This is a genomic window from Candidatus Pelagisphaera phototrophica, from assembly GCF_014529625.1.
GTDB classification, from domain to species: Bacteria; Verrucomicrobiota; Verrucomicrobiia; order Opitutales; family Opitutaceae; genus Pelagisphaera; species Pelagisphaera phototrophica.
The window spans coordinates 1540376-1562112 of record NZ_CP076039.1 but is presented as its reverse complement, the minus strand read 5'-3'; the positions used below and the strand labels follow the sequence as shown (position 1 = coordinate 1562112).

Here is a 21737-nt window from a genome sequence, read left to right as displayed (position 1 = left end):
CGCGACCACTAACTCCAAAACGTTCTACTTACCATCAATCGATGAACAAAAGCCTAGCTACTAATTCTGTCGCAATCGTTGTCTGTATTATTGGATACGCAATGCCTGAAAGCAGCCTCCGTCCCTTCGTCCTCAGCGCGGGACTGTTTTCCCTTTCAGGCGCCCTCACCAATTGGCTTGCGATTCATATGCTTTTCGAAAAGGTGCCTGGGCTTTACGGCTCTGGCGTAATCGTCGCTCGGTTCCAAGAATTCAAAAGCAGCATACATTCGCTGGTAATGGAGAATTTTTTCAATGAGGAAAACTTCAAGCAATTTGCCGATGCCGCAATTCATCAGGGGTTCACTTCTGAAACAATCGAATCCGTGGTCGATATGGACCGAGCTTTTGATGGTTTTCTGGATGTGATAGGAAAATCCAAATTCGGAAGCATGCTAGCCTTTGTAGGCGGACTTAAAGCTATCGAACCGCTCAGAGAACCATTCAAAGTCGAGTTTTCGGCCCGATTTGTCCAGATTATCGAGGATCTCGATCTCACCAAGAGCGATATGCATTTCGAGACCTTTCGTCCCACAGTTGAGAATCTCGTCCGGGGGAAGCTCGATCAATTGAAACCACAGGAAGTAAAAACCATTTTAGAAAAGATAATTCGCGAACACCTAGGATGGCTGGTCGTATGGGGAGGCGTTTTTGGGGGATTCATTGGCATATTGCCCGCTTTTGCCAAAATCTGACTAGGAAACATTGCAGCGATTACCCGAGTCCCACATCCATACCACTGCTTAAGAAAGTATTTCGGAATCCGAATATATTATTCGAGGGAAAACGCTTTCGAAAATAAATACCTCAAAACATTGTGCCTTGAAGTAAATCTCAGCCTTAGTCACTTTACTAGAATCCATTACAAAGAACTGCAAAATGACCACTAGAATCTACATCGTCGACGACCATCCTCTAGTAAGACAAGGCTTGTCCCAAATCGTGGCCAGCGAGGCCGATATGGAAATTTGCGGTGAAGCTGAAGATTCACCTGCCGCGATTAGGGGAGTTGGAGAGGCCAATCCTGACGCCATCATCGTAGATATTTCGCTCAAGGGTGCCAACGGTATTGAGCTTATAAAAAATCTTAAAGCCATTCACGACGACATTCCCATCCTCGTGTTTTCCATGCATGACGAAACCATTTACGCTCAGCGAGCCCTGAGAGCCGGTGCAAAGGCCTATGTAATGAAGAAAGAGTCTCCTTCCAAGGTCATAGATGCGATTCGAAAAATCATCCAAGGGGAGATATATGTGAGCCCTTCGGTCGCCGACCAAGTTCTGCATCAAATCGTTAATGGACCCGGAAACGTTTCAACTTCTCCCGTCGATCGATTGACCGACAGGGAGTTGGAAGTGGTCCAGCTGATTGGGCGAGGTCTTTCCAGCCGGGAAGTCGCAGAGAGCCTTCATTTGAGCGTTAAAACGATAGAATCACATCGTGCTCACGTTAAGGAAAAGCTGAGTTTGCGAAATGCCACCGAACTTGTCCAATTCTCTGTTCAATGGGTGGACCAGCAGGTCATGTAGCTATGCTAGTTCCGATTTCGGTCTAGAAAATGGCTATTGGATTCTTCTGCATAACAGGCAAGTTGTCGCCTTCTAACCGGCGGCGTCAATCTACTCATTCGTTGATTTAGAGGATACTACTCATACCTTAAGCACTTCTATTCAAGGGGCTTGTGAGAAGAAATATCCCGGTCGACAGATTCACCCCTTACCCTAAACCGGCTATGCCCCGATTGATGCGACCCCCATTTAATACTATGATCCACGCAACCCTCAAAACGCAGCGTGGAACCACAATCAAACTCACCAAAGAAAATCCTCTTCATCGACGAGCAACCGATTTGTCGGCTAGGACTGGAATCCCTAATAGAACGATACCCTCAGTTTAATCTCCTGGGATTCGCTACGAAATTAGATGACGTCGAGCCTTCGTCCATTTCGCCTGACGTTATCGCTATAGACATCGTCGCGGCTATGCCCAATGGTATCAGATCCCTCACGGATTTGAAACGAAAGTTCTCACACGCTTCAATACTCGTGGTCACCTCCCTCGATGAATCCTTATTCGCGGAACGATGCCTACGCGCGGGCGCACAAGGATTTTCGATGAAGACTGCGCCCATAGAGGAGCTTATTCAGGCTCTTGATGATGTTTCCAGGGGTCGACTCTATCTGAGCTCTAAAATGAGGGCCCTCATACTGAACCGGATGAGCGGACATGAAGCTGAGAGAAGCCGATCCCGGTTTGAACGCCTTTCCGACCGCGAACTGCTAATCGTTCAACATATCAGTCAATCGATGGAAAATCGAGAAATTGCTAAGCAAATGAAGATCAGCATCAAAACGATCGAATCTCATCGCTCTCGCATCAAGTCAAAGCTTCAGCTATCTAGTCCATCCGAACTGGTGAAATTCGCCATACGTCTGCAAAACAAGGCTTTCTAGACGGTTTTGACCAAACACCCAGGATCCTACCGAGGATAATCCACAGTCATTCGTCGATTGTGCCATTCAGATCGATTTTTGTATTGCGCTGCCCAAAAAATCGATTCTTGTGAACCCTTTTACGCTAGAGGACGGCGAGGCAATCGCCCTTCTCCGCGGAACATTCAGGACCTTCCTGAGTAGTAGCGGTTAGCCCAGCGACGAGCTTGGCTAGCGATTTCCCTATCGGGCAATCTCCGTTTCCGTGATCTCAAAAACTAATATGCCACACAGCAAAGCAATCGATAAAACTAAAATCATCGGCGACTATAAGACGCACGATACAGACACCGGCTCATGCGATGTTCAAATCGCTCTTCTAAGTGCCCGAATTAATCATTTGACGGAACATCTTCGTGCCAATCGCAAAGATTTCCACACCCGCCGCGGTCTGCTCGCCATGACTAGCCGACGCCGCAAATTGCTCAGCTACTTGAGAAAGAACGATCTTAGCAAGTACAACGAGCTACTGCAGCGCCTCAATCTACGCAAATAGTCGAAGCGGCCTTGAGTCGCTATGCTAAGTTGCCAACCGATCGCACCAACCAATCAGGTGAAACGCGACATTCCCAGAATCCGGGCCTGCATCCTCAGCCATAAAATTTAGATGATCGGGCCCTTTTTCAAAAATAGAAGATAAAACAAAAATTGCCTCCGATAGAAAACTTGGCGAACAGGGACATTTCCGAATGACATCGCTACAGGTCTCATCCGGAAATCTCTCTTAAACGCCATGTTTTCGTCGATCGCGATGATGTAAGAAATATAATGATACAAAAACATAGTGTAACGATAGATGCTCTAAACATGACCATCTCCACTGGAGACCTTGCGCAACTGGCAAGTGGATCCGTAACTGTAACCGTTGGCGAAACCTGTGTATTCGTTTCCGCCACGGCGGCGAGCACCGTCCGGGAAGGCCAAGACTGGTTTCCTCTTACTGTCGACTACCGCGAAAAGTACGCAGCTGCGGGGCGCATCCCCGGTGGTTATTTCAAGCGTGAAGCCCGGCCTACCGAAAAGGAAATTCTAACTTCCCGCCTTTGCGACCGCCCTTGCCGTCCGCTTTTTCCAAAAGGCTTTTTGAATGAAGTCCAAATCATTGGCTTCCTTCTCTCAACGGACAAGACAAACGAGCCTGACATTTCTATGCTCAACGGAGCATCGGCTGCTCTGGCCATTTCAGACATACCTTGGAATGGTCCTATCGGAGCTGTGCGTGTTGGACGTATTGATGGCGAATTCGTCACAAATCCAACTTTGGAAGAGCAATATGCTTCAGAACTCGATCTTATCTATGTCGGAACTAAAACCGAGATGCTGATGATCGAAGGGAGCGCTGCTCAACTTCCGGAAGATGATTTTATCGCCGCTCTTGAGTACGCTCACGAAGCGATTCAGCCAATTATCGCTGGCATTGACAAACTGGTTTCAATCGCAGGCAAAGAAAAGTCGGAATTCCCACTCGTAGTGCTGAATCCCGAAGTACGGGAATTCGTTGAAAACCTGATTGGTGAAGACGTTAACGCCGCAGCTCGTCTTGGTGACAAGCAAGAACGCAACGCCAAAATGGACGCACTTAAAGAAAAGGCTGGCGGTGCTCTCAAAGAAAAGCTGGGTGAAGAAAGCTACAATCCCGCTCAGCTTTCGATGGCAATGGAGGAAATGCAGGAAGCGGCCTACCGGGCCCCGATTCTCGAATCTCAGGTCCGCTCCGGCGGACGCGGTCCTACAGAACTCCGCGATTTGCATAGTGAAGTGGGCCTCCTCCCACGTGTACATGGTTCCGCCCTATTCTCCCGCGGAGAAACGCAAGCGCTTGTATTTGCGACGCTTGGCCCAACGAACGAAGCGCAAAGGCTTGATGCGGTAACGGGAGGTCCAGAATCCAAGTCATTCATGCTGCACTACAACTTCCCTCCTTTTTCGGTAGGAGAAGCAGGTCGCTTTGGTTTTACGGGTCGACGCGAAATTGGGCATGGCGCCCTGGCTGAACGCTCTCTGCTTCCCGTAGTTCCTGCAGAAGATCACTTCGCCTACTCGATTCGAATCGTTTCCGAGGTTATGGCATCAAATGGCTCCACGTCGATGGCTTCCATCTGCGGAGGGTGCTTGGCTCTCATGGATGCAGGAGTACCTATCTCAGACCCCGTTGCCGGGATTTCCTGTGGGCTCGTAACCGAGAACGGATCTGATGGAAAAATCGCTAAACACGTACTTCTCACCGATATTCTAGGTGAAGAGGACCACTTTGGCGACATGGACTTCAAAATCGCTGGTACCCGCAACGGAATCACTGGATTCCAGCTGGACCTCAAAATCAACGGTCTGCCTTTCGACATCATGCGTGAGTCAGTCGCCCAATCGAGAGATGCTCGCATCGCTATTCTTGATTCCATGGCGGAAGCTATCGACAAGCCACGTGAGAACGTCAGCGAAAACGCTCCGCGGATTACCACGGTTCAAATTAACCCCGAAAAGATAGGTGCTCTCATTGGCCCTGGCGGCAAGAACATCCGCCGTATCGTTGAAATCACCGGAGCACAGCTGGACATCGATGACGACAACAGCGGCAAGGTGAATATCTACGCTACTAGCGAAGAGGCAATGAATCGCGCTATCCAGGAAATCGATCTCGTTTGCGGCGAAATCGAGGAGGGAAAGATCTACCGCGGTGTAGTCAAAGCCGTTAAGGAATTTGGCTGCTTTGTAGAGGTATTACCCGGTCAGGAAGGACTGGTACACATTTCCGAGTTGGCTGACTTCCGCGTCAAGCGCACCGAGGATGTATGCAAGCCTGGCGACGAAATGGTGGTCAAATGCATTGGCATCGACGAGAAAGGCCGCGTACGCCTTAGTCGTAAAGCAGCCCTGGAGGAACTCGAAGCCCGCAAAGCTGCTTCAAGCGAAAGCGAAGGGGAGCCAGAAGAATCGGACTCAAGCAAAGAGGTCGAAACTGAAAATGCTGCTGAATAAGGTTACTTGAAGCTTTCAATCTAATTAAAGGCCGGAGCATGATGCTCTGGCCTTTTTTGTAACACCTCATTACCTGAAACTATGAACATCCTTCTCTCGAACGACGACGGTATCGACTCGCCCTTTCTTAGAATTCTAGCTGAGGTGTTCTCAGAAAATCACGACCTTGTCGTAGCCGCTCCCGCAAAAGAACAGAGCTGGATCGGAAAAGCGATGAGCAGACGCGGATCGGTACAGCTCGAAGAAGAGGCCTCATTTCCATGTCTTGCCTACAAATTAACCGGTACTCCTAGTGACTGCGTCAATATTGCATTGGAGCACCTTTGCATAGACACGCCAGACGCAGTCGTCTCAGGTATAAACATTGGCCACAATGCTGGCCTTAGCTTTATCGCGTCATCGGGCACAATTGGAGCGGCGCTAGAGGGGGCCCTGCAACGCTTCCCCGCGATAGCGGCATCCATGTATCTCGATCCAGAACAATTCAAAGCAATTGGGGAAAACGAAAATCCTCTGACCAAACAAATGGAAAACCATGTCCGCGCCGCAGCAGAGATTCTAGTATCTCGTGTAAAGGATACCATCAAGGCTCCTACAGCCCCTTATGGAATCGTGCACAGCTTCAACTTTCCCTGCCGGAATATCGGAAAGGCCCGAATCGTAAAGGCGCGGGCTGCGAGAACCATTTCTCGGTCATTATTCAACCGGCAAGGAAACTCCTTCCAATTCGAGTACCACCCTCTGGAAACGATGAACTCAGAGGAAGCTTCTGACAGAGAGCTCATACACGGCGGCGATATAAGCCATACCGTAATCAACTTCAATTCCTTGGACAATACAACGTATTAAGGCAACTGATACATATTTTATACTCTCGATTATTGACACCAAGGTTCCAGTCCATTAACCGGCACACTTATTTTTTGAAAAACGATGAAACCACCGCATAAACCAAGTCGCCCGTTTTTCTCCTCTGGGCCCTGCTCGAAAAGACCTGGCTGGTCACTAGCCAACCTGGAAAACGCTCTCGTTGGGCGATCGCACCGAGCAAAGGACTCGAAGGCGAGAATCCAGGAAGTGATTGATCGATCGAAAACGATTCTCGAAATTCCAGACGACTATGTTTGCGGAATCGTGCCGGCGTCCGACACGGGCGCGGTTGAGATGGCTCTTTGGTCGCTTCTCGGAGCAAGAGGGGTTGACATGCTCGCTTGGGAATCGTTTGGAGCAGCCTGGATAACCGATGTCATCAAACAACTTGATTTGGAAGATGTGAACACATTGACCGCCGACTATGGTAAGTTGCCCGACTTTACGAAAGTCGACTTTTCGAACGACGTCGTCTTCACGTGGAACGGAACCACTTCTGGAGTCAAAGTACCCGATGGAGACTGGATTTCCCCTGACCGAAAAGGTCTAACAATTTGTGATGCCACGTCCGCCGTTTTCGCTGTAGATCCTGCCTGGGACAAGCTCGACGTTGTGACTTGGTCATGGCAGAAGGTTATGGGAGGAGAAGCCGCCCACGGAATGATCGTCCTCAGCCCTCGTGCGATCGAGAGAATAGAAAGTTACACTCCCTCCTGGCCATTACCTAAAATCTTTCGCCTCGCAAAAGGAGGTAAGTTGATCAAAGGGGTTTTTGAGGGGGCAACGATCAACACCGTATCCATGCTCTGTGTAGAAGATGCGCTTGATGGACTGCGTTGGGCCGAAGAAATTGGTGGCCTGCCTACATTGATCGATCGATCCCAAGCGAACCTAAAAGCGATCGAAAACTGGGTGGCTTCCAATGATTGGATCGACTTCCTAGCTACGGACCCTTCGCAACGGTCCAGCACATCCATATGCCTAAAATTCACTGATCCTTGGTATGAAGCTCTTTCGGACGAAGAGCAAACTAGCTACGCAAAAGGACTCGTGTCACGGATAGAGGCAGAAGGTGCCGGCTTTGACTTTGGCTCCTATCGCGACGCGCCTCTGGGCATCCGCATTTGGGGAGGTGCCACTGTCGAGACATCCGATATCCAAGCCTTTCTCCCCTGGCTCGATTGGGCGCACAACGAGGCGAAAAACGGCTCGTAGACTGCACTTCCAGACTACCGCTTCAAAATTGGCTTTTTGTCCCAAGGCAAATGGATCGTAACAGGAGTCTTCTTCCAAACGTGATAAGGCTCGAATAACTTTCCCGGATTTAGTATTCCATTTGGATCCAAGGCCTTCTTGATAGCTTGCATGGCGGAAATTTCAGCGGTATTCCGAGCTATTCTAAGAAAGGGGGTCTTCGCTAAACCAATCCCGTGCTCCCCTGAAATGGTTCCTCCCAATGAAACAACCGTTTCCATCAGATCCTGCACGGCCCCTTCTGCTCGAACACATTCTTCACGGATTTCGCGATGAAACATAATATTCACATGCAAGTTTCCATCCGCGGCATGACCAAAAGTAGGCATTGGCAAATTCCATTTTCTTTTTAGTCTCTTTAACGATTCCGAGAATCGAATTTGATTCTCAAGCGGAACAACGATGTCCTCGTTCAACTTGGCATTCCCAAGAGCGAACATGGCCCCGCTACACTTTCTTCGCACTTCCCAAAGGTTTTCCGCCTCGCTTTCCGAACGAGAATCTTTGAAGGCGATCGCCCAACGCTCGGCCCAAGCTTTTAGGCGACGTTTCGATTCTTTCAACTCGCTCGCACTGCCGTCGAACTCAATCAAAAGAAGCGGCTTTCCCTCCACCTTTTTGAACAGTCTAACCCCTGCAATCTCTTCCGCGCAGTAGATCGAATCTTCATCCAAGTATTCAAGTATCGACGGGGTCGGTCCTTCTCCTAGCAGAGCCCGCACAGCTTGCAGCGCCTTCTTTTCAGAATTAAAGGCAGCAACGCTCGTCCATCGAGTATCCGGTTTCGGGACGAGGCGCAGGACCGCTTTCGTGACCACTCCTAAAGTCCCTTCACTCCCAATCCATAAATCCCGTATATTGTATCCGGTAGCAAATTTTTTGTATTCTCCTCCCCATGACACTTTCTCTCCGTTGGGCATAAAGCCTTCCAAAGCCAAGACAAAGTCACGCGTAACCCCATATTTCGCGCACCTCATGCCACCCGCATTGCAAGCGATATTGCCTCCAATCGTGCAATACTTAAGCGAAGAAGGATCTGGCGGATAGAAGAGCCCCTCCTTCTCTGATGCCTTCTGAATCTCACTTACCACTGCCCCCGGCTGGACAATCGCCATGGCTTTGTCCTTCTTGATCGCGATCCGCTTCATAAGGCTTACATCTAAAACCCAACCACCCTTAACTGGGCTCGCCGAACCAGTCAGCGAGGTACCCGTTCCGCGCGGTGTTACGGGAATCTTATACTTATTGGCCAATTTCAGAGTCTCGCGGACGTCGTCCTCTGACCGAGCGCGAATCAAGGCGTCGTATTCGTACGACAGCTTGCTGCTATCGAATGATGCCATAAATTTCCGTTCGCCACTGAAAAAAACTTTTCGAGGACCCAGTCGTTTGAAAATCAGACTTGTCCCTCGTGCATTTGATTTACCCTTTTTCATTTAAACCTTTCAATAGCTTCGATTCTTGCTTCCGAACAAATAGAGAACAGCGTTGATCTCTCTTACTTTTAAAATCCTCAAGGCTATAAAATATGCTGCGCCTCCAATGGGCACCGATACAGCCAACCGAATAGATGGTCGTACATCGTCAAGCACTAGCTCTAACGAGCCCACCACAACTGCCAAAACGATGCAGCCAACTAAATACTTCAACATAGACGGCATAACTTCCGCCAATCGAAGCGAAAGGTCTAATCGGCACAACCGAAGATGCATGTAGGCCGCCTGGACTACTATAGCGGTGTTGCTCGCTATTACTAATGCTTCTATCCGCCCGAGCAGCCTCAGCAGAGATATACTCAGGATAATGTTCACTATCAAGGCCAGCGTAGATCCCTCGACTGGAGTCTTCGTATCCTTGTTAGAAAAAAAAGCTCGAGTCTCGATAGATACAAAAGCGTAGAAAGGCATGCCAATGGCACAGATGATCAAGATAAATGACAACGAACTCGAGTTTTCCGCACTGAATTCTCCTCGCTCGAATAGAACGGTAACAATCTCTGGAGCCAACATTGAGAGCCCGACCGCAGCTGGCAACGCCAGCATCATAGACAACGATACTCCTTTACGATAGGTTGCCCCAAACTCAACCCCTTTCCCTTTGGCGATCGCTTGAGCCATCGATGGAAAGATAACGGTAGATATTGCTATAGTGAATACACCCAAAGGAAGCTCAACCAGACGATTCGCAAGGTATATGAGAGTCGCCCCGGATTCATTGAAGTCCAAAGCAAGAAAGCGGGAGACCATCACATTAACCTGATGTGATGCCGTACCGTAAATCCCCGGAAGAGTCAGGAAAAGCACCGATCTCAACCGAGGAGAAACCGAGAAATCCAGTCGTGGCCTCCAGCCCTCCCTCACAAGAGCCAGAGAGGGCACCATAAATTGAAGCAGTCCTCCCAAAAGAACGCCCAAACAGAGGAAGTTCATCTTCTGTACCTCACTCTCCACCCATAGCCAGGTCCCAATTCCAAGCGAGAGCATCATACAGCTATTCAACCAAATTGCCGTCATCGCGGGAATGGCAAACCGCCCCAGCATGTTTAGTACGGCAGCGACCACGGCAGCCAAACAAACTGGGACAATATAGGGAAACACTAGTTTCGCAAGACCAGCCCCAATAATCCAATTTTCCAATACCGCTGACTCTTCAATCCAAAACAATACACCATAGGCCAATCCCGTAATAAGCACGCAAATGACAAGTAGCCACGACAAGGTTTTGTTAACGAGTCGAAAAACGGCTTCGCGTCCGTTCTCCTCCATTTCCTCCGACAAATTTGGCATCAATGCTGCCGTCAAAGCGCCCTCCCCTAGAAGTCGTCGGAAAAGACTCGGCAGTGTGAACGCTGCCGTAAATGCGGAATTGAGGAGACTCGCTCCGAATACCGCCGTGATAAAAATATCCCGAAACAGGCCAAACACCCGCGACACCATGGTCATCGCGGAGACTACGCCCATTCGAGATATCATTTTCGACATTTCCTTTATCACAGAGAAAGACTATGGTCGAGCAAGACATTTGGTCCGGAATCGAATCACGAACATTGACACTCTCGGCCTCAAACCTACTTATCGAATCTCATCTATTACCTAAAATCCAACTTCACTCAAATTGCTAATTAAGCGAACAAAAATCCTCAGCGTCTGACAAACTAGCAAAACACTTTAAGCAATGAATTTGATCGAAACACTGATCGGTAAGCTGCAAGCCCATCCCAAGCGATTTGTATTCACTGACGGGAATGACCCTCGAGTCCTTCAAGCGGCCCGGCAAATCGTCACTCGAAAGATGGGCGCCCCTATTTTGATTGGCGATAGAACGTCAATCAAAGTAATGGCAGCCAAACTCGATATTAATACTAAAGGGATTCGAATAATAGAACCGGAACGCAGCTCTGACATCAGCCAGATGAGGGACTTACTCCGATCCATTCCTCGATTCGCTGGATTAAGCGACGAGGAGATCGAGGCTAGATCCGTGGAGCCATGCGTGTTTGCAACTCTATTGCTAAAGAGTAACCGTGCCGACGCGCTCGTGTCAGGAGCTAAAACGAAAGCATCAAACGCCCTTAGAGCGCTCTTCCAAGTAATCGGAACCCAGACGGGAGTGAAAACGGCATCTTCCCTGCTCGTAATCGACATGGAAGAAAAGGAAGTCGGAATTCACGGGGCGCTTTTCATGAGCGACTGTGGAGTGATCCCTGATCCTGATGCCGAACAGCTTGCCGATATAGTCATTACGACCGCATCTCTCGCCCACCATCTAACCAACGAACGCCCCAAGGTGGCGCTATTGAGTTTTTCGACCTACGGAAACCCTCGCCATCCCTCGGTCGCCAAGGTTCAGGCCGCTACTGCCTTAGCGAGGGAAAAAGCTAAAAAGATAGGCCTCGAGGCAGACATTGACGGAGATCTTCAAATCGATGCCGCCCTGGATCGAGCGACTGCTCAACTGAAAAAAACGGAAGGCAGCTTGGTAGCGGGAGATGCTAACGTCCTCATTTTTCCCGATTTAAATAGCGGGAATATCGCCACAAAGTTAATCCACCTTCTTTCCGGAGCAAACAAATACGGCCAAATCATTATGGGTCTCAACAAGCCCGCTGTCGAAATCAGTCGCGGCGCTACTGCTCATGACATTCTCGGAGCAGCTGCAATCTCAGGATGCCAAGCCATTGACCATCGCCTCCTTTTCGGAATGGGCGAGAACCCGGACGCGTTGTGACGGCTTTTCAAGATATGAAGGATCGCAAACTAAAGACGCGCCCTAAAAACCATACAACGCATCGCATTTTCGTGGCTGGCACGAGAATGAACGACGGGAAGACGACCACCTGCCTCGGACTATTCGCCGCTCTTCAACAAAAGTACTCAAAAGTTGGATTCATTAAACCGGTTGGCCAAAGGTTCGTAAAGATTGACGGACAACTGATCGACGAGGACTCAATTCTTCTAGAGAAGACTTACAACGTTGAAACCCCCATTTCAAGTATGAGTCCGATCGCAATCGATGGCTCCTTCACCAAACGTTACCTCGATGATCCAGAAAAGATGGGTGCAGACTTAACGGATAAAGTTTGCAACGCTTTCGACCGAGCTTCTTGGGAGAAGAACTTTACCTTGATCGAAGGGAGTGGACACGCAGGGGTTGGGGCCGTATTCGAACTTTCGAATGCAAGAGTCGCTAAGTTGCTTGGGGCTAAGGCGATTATCGTAAGCAGGGGGGGGATCGGTCAACCCATTGACGAGATTGCCTTAAACAAGGCCCTATTCGATCAGGAAGGGGTCGAAGTCGTTGGCGCGATCATCAACAAGGTAGAGGCCGACAAAATGGATATGATACGGAAGTATACAAGCTTGGCCCTAAAACGTTTGGGCATTCCCCTTCTTGGTCTGTTGCCCTCAGAAAAGGTGCTCACCTCACCCAATCTAGAGCAAATCCGAGAACGAGTGAACGGAACTCCCTTGAATCGCGTCGACGAGATCCGGCCCAGAAGATTCAGTCACATCGTTATTGGGGCGATGACGGTAACTGGCTTTTTGGATACAATGGCTCCCGACACGCTTCTGATCACTCCGAGCGACCGGGAGGACATCGTTCTTGCCGTATTATCCCACGAATCTTACCACACTTCGGGAACGATCTCCTGCATCATCCTGACGCGAGGCATTCGGCCGAGCCCTGCACTTCTTGAACGAATTGGAAAGAGCCGTATCCCCTTTATTTCGGTATCGACAGACAGCTACACAGTAGCGTCTCGGATTCATAGTATGACTGTAAAAACACAACCTGGGGACGACGACAAGATACCTCTAATCAAAAAGCTTATCCAAGAGAACATCGACTTGAACCAAATCATCGATGCCTTCACACTGATCGAAGACTAAAGAGCCAAGACGATTTGGTCCTCTAGCAATTCAATTTCACGAATAGCTCCCAGCGAGCTTTTCACTTCAGTCGGTAGTGGAAACATTGCTTTGTTTGACTCAAACAGGTTGTCAACCAGACCACCAAATTTCGGTATTCTGAGAGAGTTTAAAAGGATTTTGTCAATTTTCATCTTTACCCCACTATCTCCATTCTCGAACCGCCCAAACGCCTGCATAAGCACTTCGAAGCGGTCTTTTTGTGGATTGACGATAATTTTGCCGCTCAAAACGAAACGATCGGTCTCGATTCGTACGTTAGGAGATGAAAACGAAATATTTGACGGAGTACCATCCTCATTCGTATCCGCACTCTTGAACTGGCTCAAGTAGTGGTTGATCTCCATTTCCGTAAAGGGGATGGAACCAGGTATCTGACGTCCCAGCCGACTCGTCCGAGACTTGACCGTCGCCGACTCCGCCGCCGCTGCAGACCCTGGAGAGTAGTAGGCAGCGTAATCTCCAATTTTGCCGGATTCGGCAGGTTCGTTTCTTCTCAATGGCGCTTCTCGTAGCAAAATGAAACTGCCAAGCAGAATTCCGAGCGAAACCCCGGATATTGCGGTAAGAATCATGCCAACGGTAGATGGCTCTTTGGGCAGTCTTCTTTTCATATTCTATCTAACCTCTATCAGCTCTTAGCTGGAGGTTCTTGAAGACATTGCCCATGAAATAGAAATAAATAATACCTCCTACAAAATACATAAAAGGGAGTATGTACAAGAGCCCGATATAAGCGATCGTAGGTACCCAGTAAGCATGGATTCCGGCCTTCATCAGCCCAAGCAGAGCTTGGAAATTAAAACAGTTCTTAAAATCTTCATTAAGCAAATATAGATATAACGCAGCGATCGGGAGCGGAACCGCGAAAAACAGAACCGGAGCCATAGGAATCTTCACAAAGACCGAATCCCAAGGGGAAATGCCCACCAAGGCGCTCATCAATGCGACTGGAATAAATCCGAACAGGAAAAAGATGAGGAATAACTTCAAACCATCAACGAACATCCCTTTCCAATCTCCCCAGTCCGGAAGAGAGATCTCGCGTTGCGCTTTCCCCTGGGCAAACAGGCGGTATAAGTACCCAAACGCTACGAAATGAGCGATTGGAATTATCGAGAAAACAACCCCTAACATACACTTGTTGAACCAATTTGGGTCAGACGACAGTCGTTTAGATACTTGCTCAATTGTTTGCATTTCGGAAAGTTCAGGTGATCTTTAATCTACAGTCGCGCATTTTGCATGGAGTTCAAAGAGAAATTAGCAGCATACGTCCGAGACATTGAGCAAGCGCTCGACAAGTTGACCCCGTCCTCATCGACACGCCCGAAACGAATCCACGAAGCCATGCGATATAGTCTTTCCGCAGGAGGAAAGCGCATTCGACCATCGCTGCTGCTTGCATCCAGAGACCTTTTCGACACCAAAATATCTGCTGCCCCAGCTGCGGTCGCGGTCGAATGCCTCCACACGTACACCTTGATTCATGATGACTTGCCTGCGATGGACGATTCCCCGCTTCGCCGCGGAGTCCCGACCTGCCACATTCAATTTGACGAGGCCACGGCTGTATTGGCGGGAGACGCTCTCTTGACGCTATCCTTCGAGCTATTGGCTACCCACTACTCCAGTTATCCCGAAATCGGGCTTGGACTCGTGAATATACTTTCTGAAACTGCCGGTAGCCAAAGGCTAATCGGAGGTCAAATGGAGGACATTCTTGGAGAGGATCAACAACTCAGCGGGGATGAACTGAATTTCATACACCTGAACAAGACTTCTGCCCTAATCGAAGGAAGCCTCAAGATGGGTGCGACCATTGGGAAAGCGAGCAGGGATCAAATAGAGCAAATTGCCGATTACGGACGCTGTATCGGACTTGGGTTTCAGATAATGGACGATATCCTAGACGCCACAAGTAGCTCGGAAACGATGGGTAAAGAAGTGGGTGCCGATGAAGCCGCGAACAAGTCCACCTATGTATCCATTCACGGCCTCCAATATTCGCGTAGCAAATTGGACGAGCTAACCGAGAAGGCCTACCAGATCTGCGCCGATCTGAACGCCCCCTTCCTAAGAAACTTCGCCCGCTACCTGAACGAAAGAACGTTCTAGTCACCCATCAGGAGCCATGTCCGAGCCAACGATATCCTTCATCGTCTCCGTGCACAACTGCGTCGAACTCACGCGAAAAATGATCCAGACACTGTTTGACACCGTCAATTTGGAAAACCACGAGGTGATCCTGATCGATGATGCATCAACCGACGAAACGCCCGACTTTCTGGTAAGCATTTCTCACAGATGCCGTGTGCTTCGAAACGCTGAAAATCTTGGTTTTAGCAAGTCCAACAATCGAGCTGCGCAAGCTGCGACCGGCGACCTACTACTTTTCCTAAACAATGATCTCGAGCTCGTATCCGGTTGGCTCGAACCAATGCTTAACCTCAATAAACCACATCTCAAAGTCGGGGCCGTCGGGAATATTCAGCGCAATTACGCTACAGGGCTGGTCGACCATGCGGGAATATTTTTCGACCTGAATGGAATGCCAACACATGCTTGGAAAAACCGGAAAAGACTACCCCCTCATAAATGGAGCGAGCGAACCGCCATCACCGGTGCCTGCTTTCTCATTAGGCGATCATTGTTCAATTCTCTGGACGGATTCAGCGAGGACTATCGAAATGGCATGGAGGACGTTGACCTCTGCGCACGGATAAAAGAGCAAGGCTACAGATTGCTCGTGTCTCACGAGAGCGTAATCCGGCATCATATCAGTCGCTCACCGGGCAGACATGATCACAACGATCAAAACTCGAATCTATTCAAAGAGCGATGGTCTCAAACCATGCGTTCTTATGGTTCCAAGGAATGGCCAAGCCAGTACTTCCATCGGTACGCCCGCTACTGGTGGCGGATGGATCCCAAGCTAGCATTAAAGGCCCTGTGGATGTTGCTACGCTTCCGCTCAGCATAAACTCGCGATTTTTCTTCATATTTCCTTACAACTGATCAACAGTCCGTGCCAAATTCCAACTAAGGCTAATTTCCAAATGATTCGTTCCTTGATCAAAAAGACCAGTAATCCTATTCGAAAGCGCTGCGACAACGATGACTTCACACGTCTCCGAAAGCGCTATGAAATCTGGTACAATATTTTGCACGAACAGAATGGTACCCGTGTTTTCAGAGACGGAAAAGAACTCGTCATGCTGGCGAGCAATGAGTATCTTGGATTGTACGATCACCCGAAAGTCATCGAAGCCGGAAGAAAGGCTCTCGAAAAATGGGGTGGTGGTACAATGGGCGCCCGATCCGCAAATGGCGGTAGAGCCTTTCATGTAGAGCTGGAAGAACGCCTCGCCGCATTTTTAGGGAAAGAGGCCTGCCACGTCACATCGGCTGGATACTTGTCATGCATGTCGTCCCTAACCGGCTTTGCCAGAAGGGGTGACGCGGTGCTAGTTGACAAAAACATGCACTCCAGCGTGTGGGATGGTATTCGACTTTCAATGGCGGATGTTGAGCGGTTCAGCCACAACAACCCCGACCACCTGAGATCTCTCCTTGAGCAGCTAGACCCAAATGTAGCTAAAATAATAGCGATTGAGGGGATTTACTCGATGGAAGGGCATATCTGCAATCTACCAGAATTCACATCCATCGCTAAGGATTTCAATTGCTTCACGGTCATGGATGACGCCCATGGGGTAGGCGTATTGGGTAAACAAGGACAGGGGACAGCAAATCATTTTGGCCTTACCGACCAGGTTGACATCATTACGGGGAGCCTCTCCAAGTCACTCGGTAGTACCGGAGGATTCATCGCTGGAGACGCAGCTTCGATTGATTATCTGAGGACACATTCAAAACAAGTGATTTTCAGCGCAGCCCTCTCACCCTGCCAAAGCGCTTGTGCCATCGCGGCTCTCGAAGTTATGGATACAGAACCGGAGTGGCTCGAAAGGCTTTGGGCGAACACGAAGCGCTACAAGGCTTTCCTCGACGATCTGAAACTCGACACATGGGATAGCGAAACTCCAGCCATCCCTATCATCATTGGGGATAGAGAAAAAGCCTACCATTTCTGGAAAAACCTCCGAGAAAAAGGAGTCTTTGCCATTTTCGCAACCGCTCCCGGCGTTCCCCCGGGCAAGGATTTAGTTCGCACCGCAATTTCAGCCAGGCATACGGAAGAGGATTTTGAAATCATCGAGAACGCGATACGCTACGCTGTAAGTAGAATGTAGCTTATACGGTAAAAAACTAAAGACCACCCTCAGTTACGATATGATCTAAAATATCCGTGACCGTATGATTCCATCGTGGAAGCATTTCGGTCTGGATACTATTCGTGAGATCTCTCAATTTCTCTCGATGTAAAATCAACTCGCGAAGGCCGGAAGTGATGGCCCCAAAATCGCCGGTTTCAAACAACTGGCATCCTCCAAAGCGGGCATTTTCGCGGACGGAATGAAGAGAGCTGCTCAAAGTAGGCACCCCCTTCCACAAGGCTTCCAGCACGGGAAGTCCACACCCTTCCGCAAGCGAAGACAATACGACCAAATCAGTCTTTGCAAAGAGATCCCTCAGTTCTTCATCCTTCAATTGGCCATGCAATTTAACTGCGTAACCGCGTTTTGCAGACTTTCTAAGACTTCGTTCGATTTCTTTTCCGAAATAAGGATTGGTTCGACCCACAAAATGGTAGTCGAAATCCATACCCTCGTCCCATATTTTTTTTGCTGCCTCGAAGGCTAGATCCTGGCCTTTCCTTTTCTCAAGAATAGCTAGCGTTAATAATTGAATACGATCATTGTTTTCCTGTTTCGGATTTGACGGCTCTTTGAATACCCCATCTGCGCCGAGCTGAATGGATCTCACCGAAGGCCTTTCCTTTAGATCAAGCCACTCCCAATATTCCTCCAAAAGAATTGCACTGTGACTGGACACCGCAAAAACACCCGAGAAAAGGGCTAGCATTTTCATATAGCTCGGATGCCTTTGAACACTATGCGACCAAGTGAACTCTGGATGTTGCAGCGGAATCGCGTCATGAAATATGGCATACGAGAGACAAGGAGATTCTTGCAGAAAGCGCTCGATTCCCCTGCGCTCGTACTCACAAAATAATTCACAAGTCAGCAATACATCATTTGCGTCCAATTGAAGATCGGTCGATTTGTCACGACGCCTAAAAGCTTCGTTTTTCTCGTCCCAAACCACTTCTACCAGCGAATCTCCAAGCAACGCTTTAAACTCTCGCCTCAAACAGCTCGAAACTCTTGCGATTCCAGACTTCTGACGCTGCCTGGATGCCTTTGTAACATCGTAAAGAATTCTGCCTTTAATCATCAAATCGAATATTAATCAATGTATTCAATGATGAAGGAATCTCAAGAAATTAAGAAGCCATCTTCATTCCCTTACGAACTCGATTGCTGGGCGAGCAATTGAAGCAAACGACCGGAATTACGCGAGGCGAGAAACTCACGCGCAGCCCAATTCCGGGCATTCAGTCTTAACGTCTCACACAAACTATCATCCGATTGGATACGGTGACACCGATCCACCCAAGCACTCGTATTCTCTACTTCACAAAGAAATCCAGTTTCGCCGTCCCTAATCGCCTCCACTACTCCGGATACGGGGGAGCCCAAAACAACGGTGCCCGACGCCATCGCCTCTGGAATGACATTAGGGAGCCCATCCCTGTCCCCATTGCGGGCGATGATTCCAGTGTGAATCAAAATGTCTGCCCAGCCCACATTCTGAAGCGTTTCCTCTAATGAGAGCCTCCCTTTCAAAGTAACACAATCCCCAAGGCCTCGCTCGCTAATCCCCGACTGGATTGATTCTGTCATCTCCCCCTCCCCAATTATTCTTGCCTCAAATTTAATTCCCGCGGATCGCAAGGCTGCATAGATCGCCAGTTGGAATGGAAATCCCTTTTTCTCCACTAGTCTTGCGACGCAAACGATCCTCAAAGAATGCCGGTTCATTCTGAGCCGCTTAAATTCAGGAAACCGGTTCATCCCTCTTCTAATTAGATGCACCTTGTTACTCGATACGTGATTCTTGAGCACCATAGCCGCTGAATTTGTAGATGTATGGATGAATGAAGCATCACGGGCTTTTGACTGCAAAAGCCAGTCGCCTCCTTTCTCAAATACATCATAAGCATGGGCTCCCATCGAAAATGGAACTGAGACAAGCCGTGACTCAAGCCACCCAAAAGCCGCTGGAGCACTTGACCAGACACAATGAATTATTTCGGGTTTCTCTTCTCGTAGTGAAGACTCTCTGACGATGGCCGCTCCCAGCCCTAGCATGTTTTCCCAGAAATTGAGCCAATAGCTGGGTTTTGCCCCAAAAAGATCACTCAGATATTTCCGAAACAATTCGAAACGAGAGAGGATTAGCCAAGGAAGCAGCCAAAAGAGCTTCATTAACTCCCATTTACTAAATCGGTCGATCTCAACTCCTTCAAATTCGGAGTCCCCTCCATGAAGAGATACGATACGCAAGTCCGCTCCCAATTCTTTCAAAGCCCTAACCTCCCTCTGCAAAAAGGTCTCAGAAAATACGGGAAAAGTCGTCGTCACATATAGAATACGCATTCGACCCGAATAAATGAATTATTCGCCCACAATCTTCAGAAGCGGAACTTCTCCTACGGGCAATGCTTCATGCGCAAGATCGACCAAATCATAAATCGCCTCTGACGGACGGTCTTTGAAACGCATTCTCTTGAAACGATTCTTGAGTTGGCTGAAACGATTTGGAAACCGGCTCCAGTTCATGAGCAATTTTTCCAGATCACCGGAGTTACTGATTATCTCTGCCGCGTAGTCTTGAAGGAAATATTTTACAGTCAGCTTTTCCTGGGGCATCACTCCACCGATCCCGTTGAAAATAATCGGGCACTTGTAGTGCAAGGCTTCTGAGCAGGTTGTCGTTCCTCCTCTAGTAACCACTAGGTCGCTCACTTGCATGAATAAATGCATTTCGTTACAATACCCTTCGACATGGCAACTTAAGTCCGGGTTATTTTGCTTCCATTGCCGCACTTTCATGAACGCTTCATTATTCCGGCCACATACCACAAGGACCTGATAGGTCTCCGAATACTTCTTGATGGTCGGCAACAGGGCTAGGTGGTTGTTCGCCCCCGTACCACCAGTAGCCAGGAAGATTATTTTCCTATCCGCTCTCAATCCCAATCGCTCCGTAATAAAACGATGTCGCTCGTACGCGGATAGAAACTCTTCATAAACTCGAGGAATGAGGAAATGGCCTCGGACGATAATTTTGCCCGGATCTAGATCCAGTCTCGAAACCGCGAAATCCTTAGCCGTTTTCGTTCTCGAAATGTACAAGTCCACGCTCGGCTCCACCCAGTTCCGACTGTATCCATAACCTCCCGAAAACTCTGAACAATAAGTCGCACACCGAACGTTTTCCTCTCCTAGAATTTCGCGAGCAACCTGAAAGTAGCCCCTATTTAAACAGTCATGCACACTGAATACCAAATGCGGGCGAAAATTATTGATGACCTCAGCATAGTACTTTCTTCCAACCGTAACCCTCGAACGATTCAAGTAGCTCAATCCCTCCACCAAAATGTAATAGGGGTGATGCAACCAGGGCATATGCTGTTGTATGAAGTTATAAAGCCCCACTCCAAATCGGCCAATTCGAGAGGAATCCTCCAGCATGCTCTCGACACGAACTTCGACCTCCCATCCATATATCTTGCGTACCCATCTCCGGAACGCGACCGCTCGAGCGTCGTGGCCTCCTCCCGTACTCGAAGTCAGAACGAGAATCCTAACAGTCGCCATAGCCCACAACCCCTTCTACTTCGTATAATACGCAATGTTTCCGGACCGCACGAGATTTCGGGTCACCAATCGGGACAACAACGGAGCCAAGGTGGCCTGGAAAAAGGTCCCGGCTCGTATCGTGCCCGATTTGTCTCGCTGGATGCATTTTATGAGTTTCTTTGCTACCATCATCGCCTCAGGCGACCTTGTAGAACGATCTTCTATTCTCTTCCAAACCTTGCCCATGCAACCCTCATTTACATTTTTACCTAAATTTCTCACCATATTGCGATTAAAGCCCGTTTTCATGTCTCCCGGACGAAAATCGATGGTCCTCATACCACTCGCATTCGTTTCGATGATTACGCTTTCAGTAAAGGCGGACAAACCCGCTTTTGACACGTTGTAAGCGCTCATAAACGGCACAGGGAAATCCGCAGCGATGGATGAAACATTGACCAGGCAGCCCCTTCTTTCAATCAAGCCTGGGAGCGCGAGCCGACAAAGTTTCATCGTTCCCGTCAAAAGAGCCTGAATCTGCTTCTCCCAAACTTCGAAGGGCACTTCCTCGTATCTACCGAAAACGCCATAACCCGCATTATTGACGATGATATCAAAGCCAATCAAATCCATGGATTGCGATTCCCAAGCCTCATCTACATAATCCGGACGATCAAGCCTGAGCTTCAAAGGCTTAACGCCTGTCTGCCATTCAATGCGCCCTGGCTCCTGAGAAGTTCCCCAAACTTGGGCCCCATTCTCCACAAGTTCAATCGCAATTGCCTTGCCGATTCCACTGCTCGCACCCGTGACAAGTGCATTGACTCCCTTTATCTCCATAAAT

The 21737-nt window shown here is 48.9% G+C and carries 20 protein-coding genes; 12 read left to right on the top strand and 8 right to left on the bottom strand.

The features are described 5' to 3' along the window. Nucleotides 1-41 precede the first annotated feature (41 nt). From GA004_RS06800 to GA004_RS06770, 7 genes are all read left to right on the top strand, one after another. A complete protein-coding gene (locus GA004_RS06800) occupies nucleotides 42-734 on the top strand; it encodes a DUF445 domain-containing protein (RefSeq protein WP_283396564.1) in 693 nt (230 codons plus the stop codon). A gap of 184 nt (nucleotides 735-918) precedes the next feature. Then, nucleotides 919-1569: a response regulator gene (locus GA004_RS06795; protein WP_283396563.1), complete on the top strand. Its 651-nt coding sequence runs from the start codon at nucleotides 919-921 to the stop codon at nucleotides 1567-1569. Between the two features lie 264 nt (nucleotides 1570-1833). Then, a complete protein-coding gene (locus GA004_RS06790; RefSeq protein ID WP_283396562.1) occupies nucleotides 1834-2493 on the top strand; it encodes a LuxR C-terminal-related transcriptional regulator in 660 nt (219 codons plus the stop codon). Nucleotides 2494-2755: 262 nt separating this feature from the next. Then, on the top strand, nucleotides 2756-3028 hold the full coding sequence (gene rpsO, locus GA004_RS06785) for a 30S ribosomal protein S15 (protein ID WP_283396561.1): 273 nt from the start codon (nucleotides 2756-2758) through the stop codon (nucleotides 3026-3028). A 272-nt stretch (nucleotides 3029-3300) separates the two neighbouring features. Then, the gene (pnp, locus tag GA004_RS06780; RefSeq protein WP_283396560.1) at nucleotides 3301-5508 is read left to right on the top strand and encodes a polyribonucleotide nucleotidyltransferase; all 2208 of its coding nucleotides are present in this window, start codon (nucleotides 3301-3303) and stop codon (nucleotides 5506-5508) included. 81 nt (nucleotides 5509-5589) lie between these two features. Continuing rightward, entirely contained in the window at nucleotides 5590-6357 is a 768-nt protein-coding gene (surE, locus tag GA004_RS06775) for a 5'/3'-nucleotidase SurE (RefSeq protein ID WP_283396559.1), read from the top strand. 84 nt (nucleotides 6358-6441) lie between these two features. Then, complete coding sequence (locus GA004_RS06770) at nucleotides 6442-7593, top strand: phosphoserine transaminase (RefSeq protein ID WP_283396558.1); 1152 nt, start codon at nucleotides 6442-6444, stop codon at nucleotides 7591-7593. A gap of 14 nt (nucleotides 7594-7607) precedes the next feature. On the opposite strand, the gene GA004_RS06765 is transcribed toward GA004_RS06770, so the two are convergent. Both GA004_RS06765 and murJ read right to left on the bottom strand, forming a co-directional pair. Next, nucleotides 7608-8975 (bottom strand): FAD-binding oxidoreductase, encoded by a 1368-nt coding sequence (locus tag GA004_RS06765; protein ID WP_283396557.1) that lies wholly within the window; start codon nucleotides 8973-8975, stop codon nucleotides 7608-7610. A 102-nt stretch (nucleotides 8976-9077) separates the two neighbouring features. Further along, nucleotides 9078-10592 carry a murein biosynthesis integral membrane protein MurJ gene (gene murJ, locus GA004_RS06760; RefSeq protein WP_283396556.1) on the bottom strand — a complete coding sequence of 505 codons (1515 nt, stop codon included), beginning with the start codon at nucleotides 10590-10592 and terminating at the stop codon, nucleotides 9078-9080. A 214-nt stretch (nucleotides 10593-10806) separates the two neighbouring features. On the opposite strand from murJ, the gene GA004_RS06755 reads away from it, so the two are divergent. Both GA004_RS06755 and GA004_RS06750 read left to right on the top strand, forming a co-directional pair. Then, nucleotides 10807-11859, top strand: coding sequence for a phosphate acyltransferase (locus GA004_RS06755; protein ID WP_283396555.1), 1053 nt, complete (start codon nucleotides 10807-10809; stop codon nucleotides 11857-11859). Between the two features lie 14 nt (nucleotides 11860-11873). Continuing rightward, nucleotides 11874-13022 carry a phosphotransacetylase family protein gene (locus tag GA004_RS06750; RefSeq protein WP_283396554.1) on the top strand — a complete coding sequence of 383 codons (1149 nt, stop codon included), beginning with the start codon at nucleotides 11874-11876 and terminating at the stop codon, nucleotides 13020-13022. Here GA004_RS06750 and GA004_RS06745 read toward each other — a convergent pair. Together GA004_RS06745 and GA004_RS06740 are read right to left on the bottom strand one after the other, a co-directional pair. Continuing rightward, nucleotides 13019-13675, bottom strand: a complete 657-nt coding sequence (locus GA004_RS06745; protein ID WP_283396553.1) for a hypothetical protein — start codon at nucleotides 13673-13675, stop codon at nucleotides 13019-13021. The genes GA004_RS06750 and GA004_RS06745 overlap by 4 nt on opposite strands. Before the next feature lie 7 nt (nucleotides 13676-13682). Further along, on the bottom strand, nucleotides 13683-14198 hold the full coding sequence (locus GA004_RS06740) for a DUF4013 domain-containing protein (RefSeq protein ID WP_283396552.1): 516 nt from the start codon (nucleotides 14196-14198) through the stop codon (nucleotides 13683-13685). Nucleotides 14199-14306: 108 nt separating this feature from the next. On the opposite strand from GA004_RS06740, the gene GA004_RS06735 reads away from it, so the two are divergent. The 3 genes from GA004_RS06735 (at nucleotide 14307) to GA004_RS06725 (ending at nucleotide 17317) form a co-directional block, all read left to right on the top strand. Beyond that, nucleotides 14307-15179: a polyprenyl synthetase family protein gene (locus tag GA004_RS06735; protein ID WP_283396551.1), complete on the top strand. Its 873-nt coding sequence runs from the start codon at nucleotides 14307-14309 to the stop codon at nucleotides 15177-15179. A 16-nt stretch (nucleotides 15180-15195) separates the two neighbouring features. After that, on the top strand, nucleotides 15196-16044 hold the full coding sequence (locus GA004_RS06730) for a glycosyltransferase (RefSeq protein WP_283396550.1): 849 nt from the start codon (nucleotides 15196-15198) through the stop codon (nucleotides 16042-16044). Between the two features lie 76 nt (nucleotides 16045-16120). Beyond that, nucleotides 16121-17317, top strand: a complete 1197-nt coding sequence (locus GA004_RS06725) for an aminotransferase class I/II-fold pyridoxal phosphate-dependent enzyme (protein WP_283396549.1) — start codon at nucleotides 16121-16123, stop codon at nucleotides 17315-17317. A 16-nt stretch (nucleotides 17318-17333) separates the two neighbouring features. Here GA004_RS06725 and GA004_RS06720 read toward each other — a convergent pair whose 3' ends face one another. From GA004_RS06720 to GA004_RS06705, 4 genes are all read right to left on the bottom strand, one after another. Then, nucleotides 17334-18422: a glycosyltransferase gene (locus tag GA004_RS06720; protein ID WP_283396548.1), complete on the bottom strand. Its 1089-nt coding sequence runs from the start codon at nucleotides 18420-18422 to the stop codon at nucleotides 17334-17336. 71 nt (nucleotides 18423-18493) lie between these two features. Beyond that, nucleotides 18494-19687, bottom strand: a complete 1194-nt coding sequence (locus GA004_RS06715; RefSeq protein WP_283396547.1) for a glycosyltransferase family 4 protein — start codon at nucleotides 19685-19687, stop codon at nucleotides 18494-18496. Nucleotides 19688-19705: 18 nt separating this feature from the next. Continuing rightward, nucleotides 19706-20911 (bottom strand): glycosyltransferase, encoded by a 1206-nt coding sequence (locus GA004_RS06710; protein ID WP_283396546.1) that lies wholly within the window; start codon nucleotides 20909-20911, stop codon nucleotides 19706-19708. 15 nt (nucleotides 20912-20926) lie between these two features. Further along, complete coding sequence (locus tag GA004_RS06705; protein WP_283396545.1) at nucleotides 20927-21733, bottom strand: SDR family NAD(P)-dependent oxidoreductase; 807 nt, start codon at nucleotides 21731-21733, stop codon at nucleotides 20927-20929. Nucleotides 21734-21737: the final 4 nt, after the last annotated feature.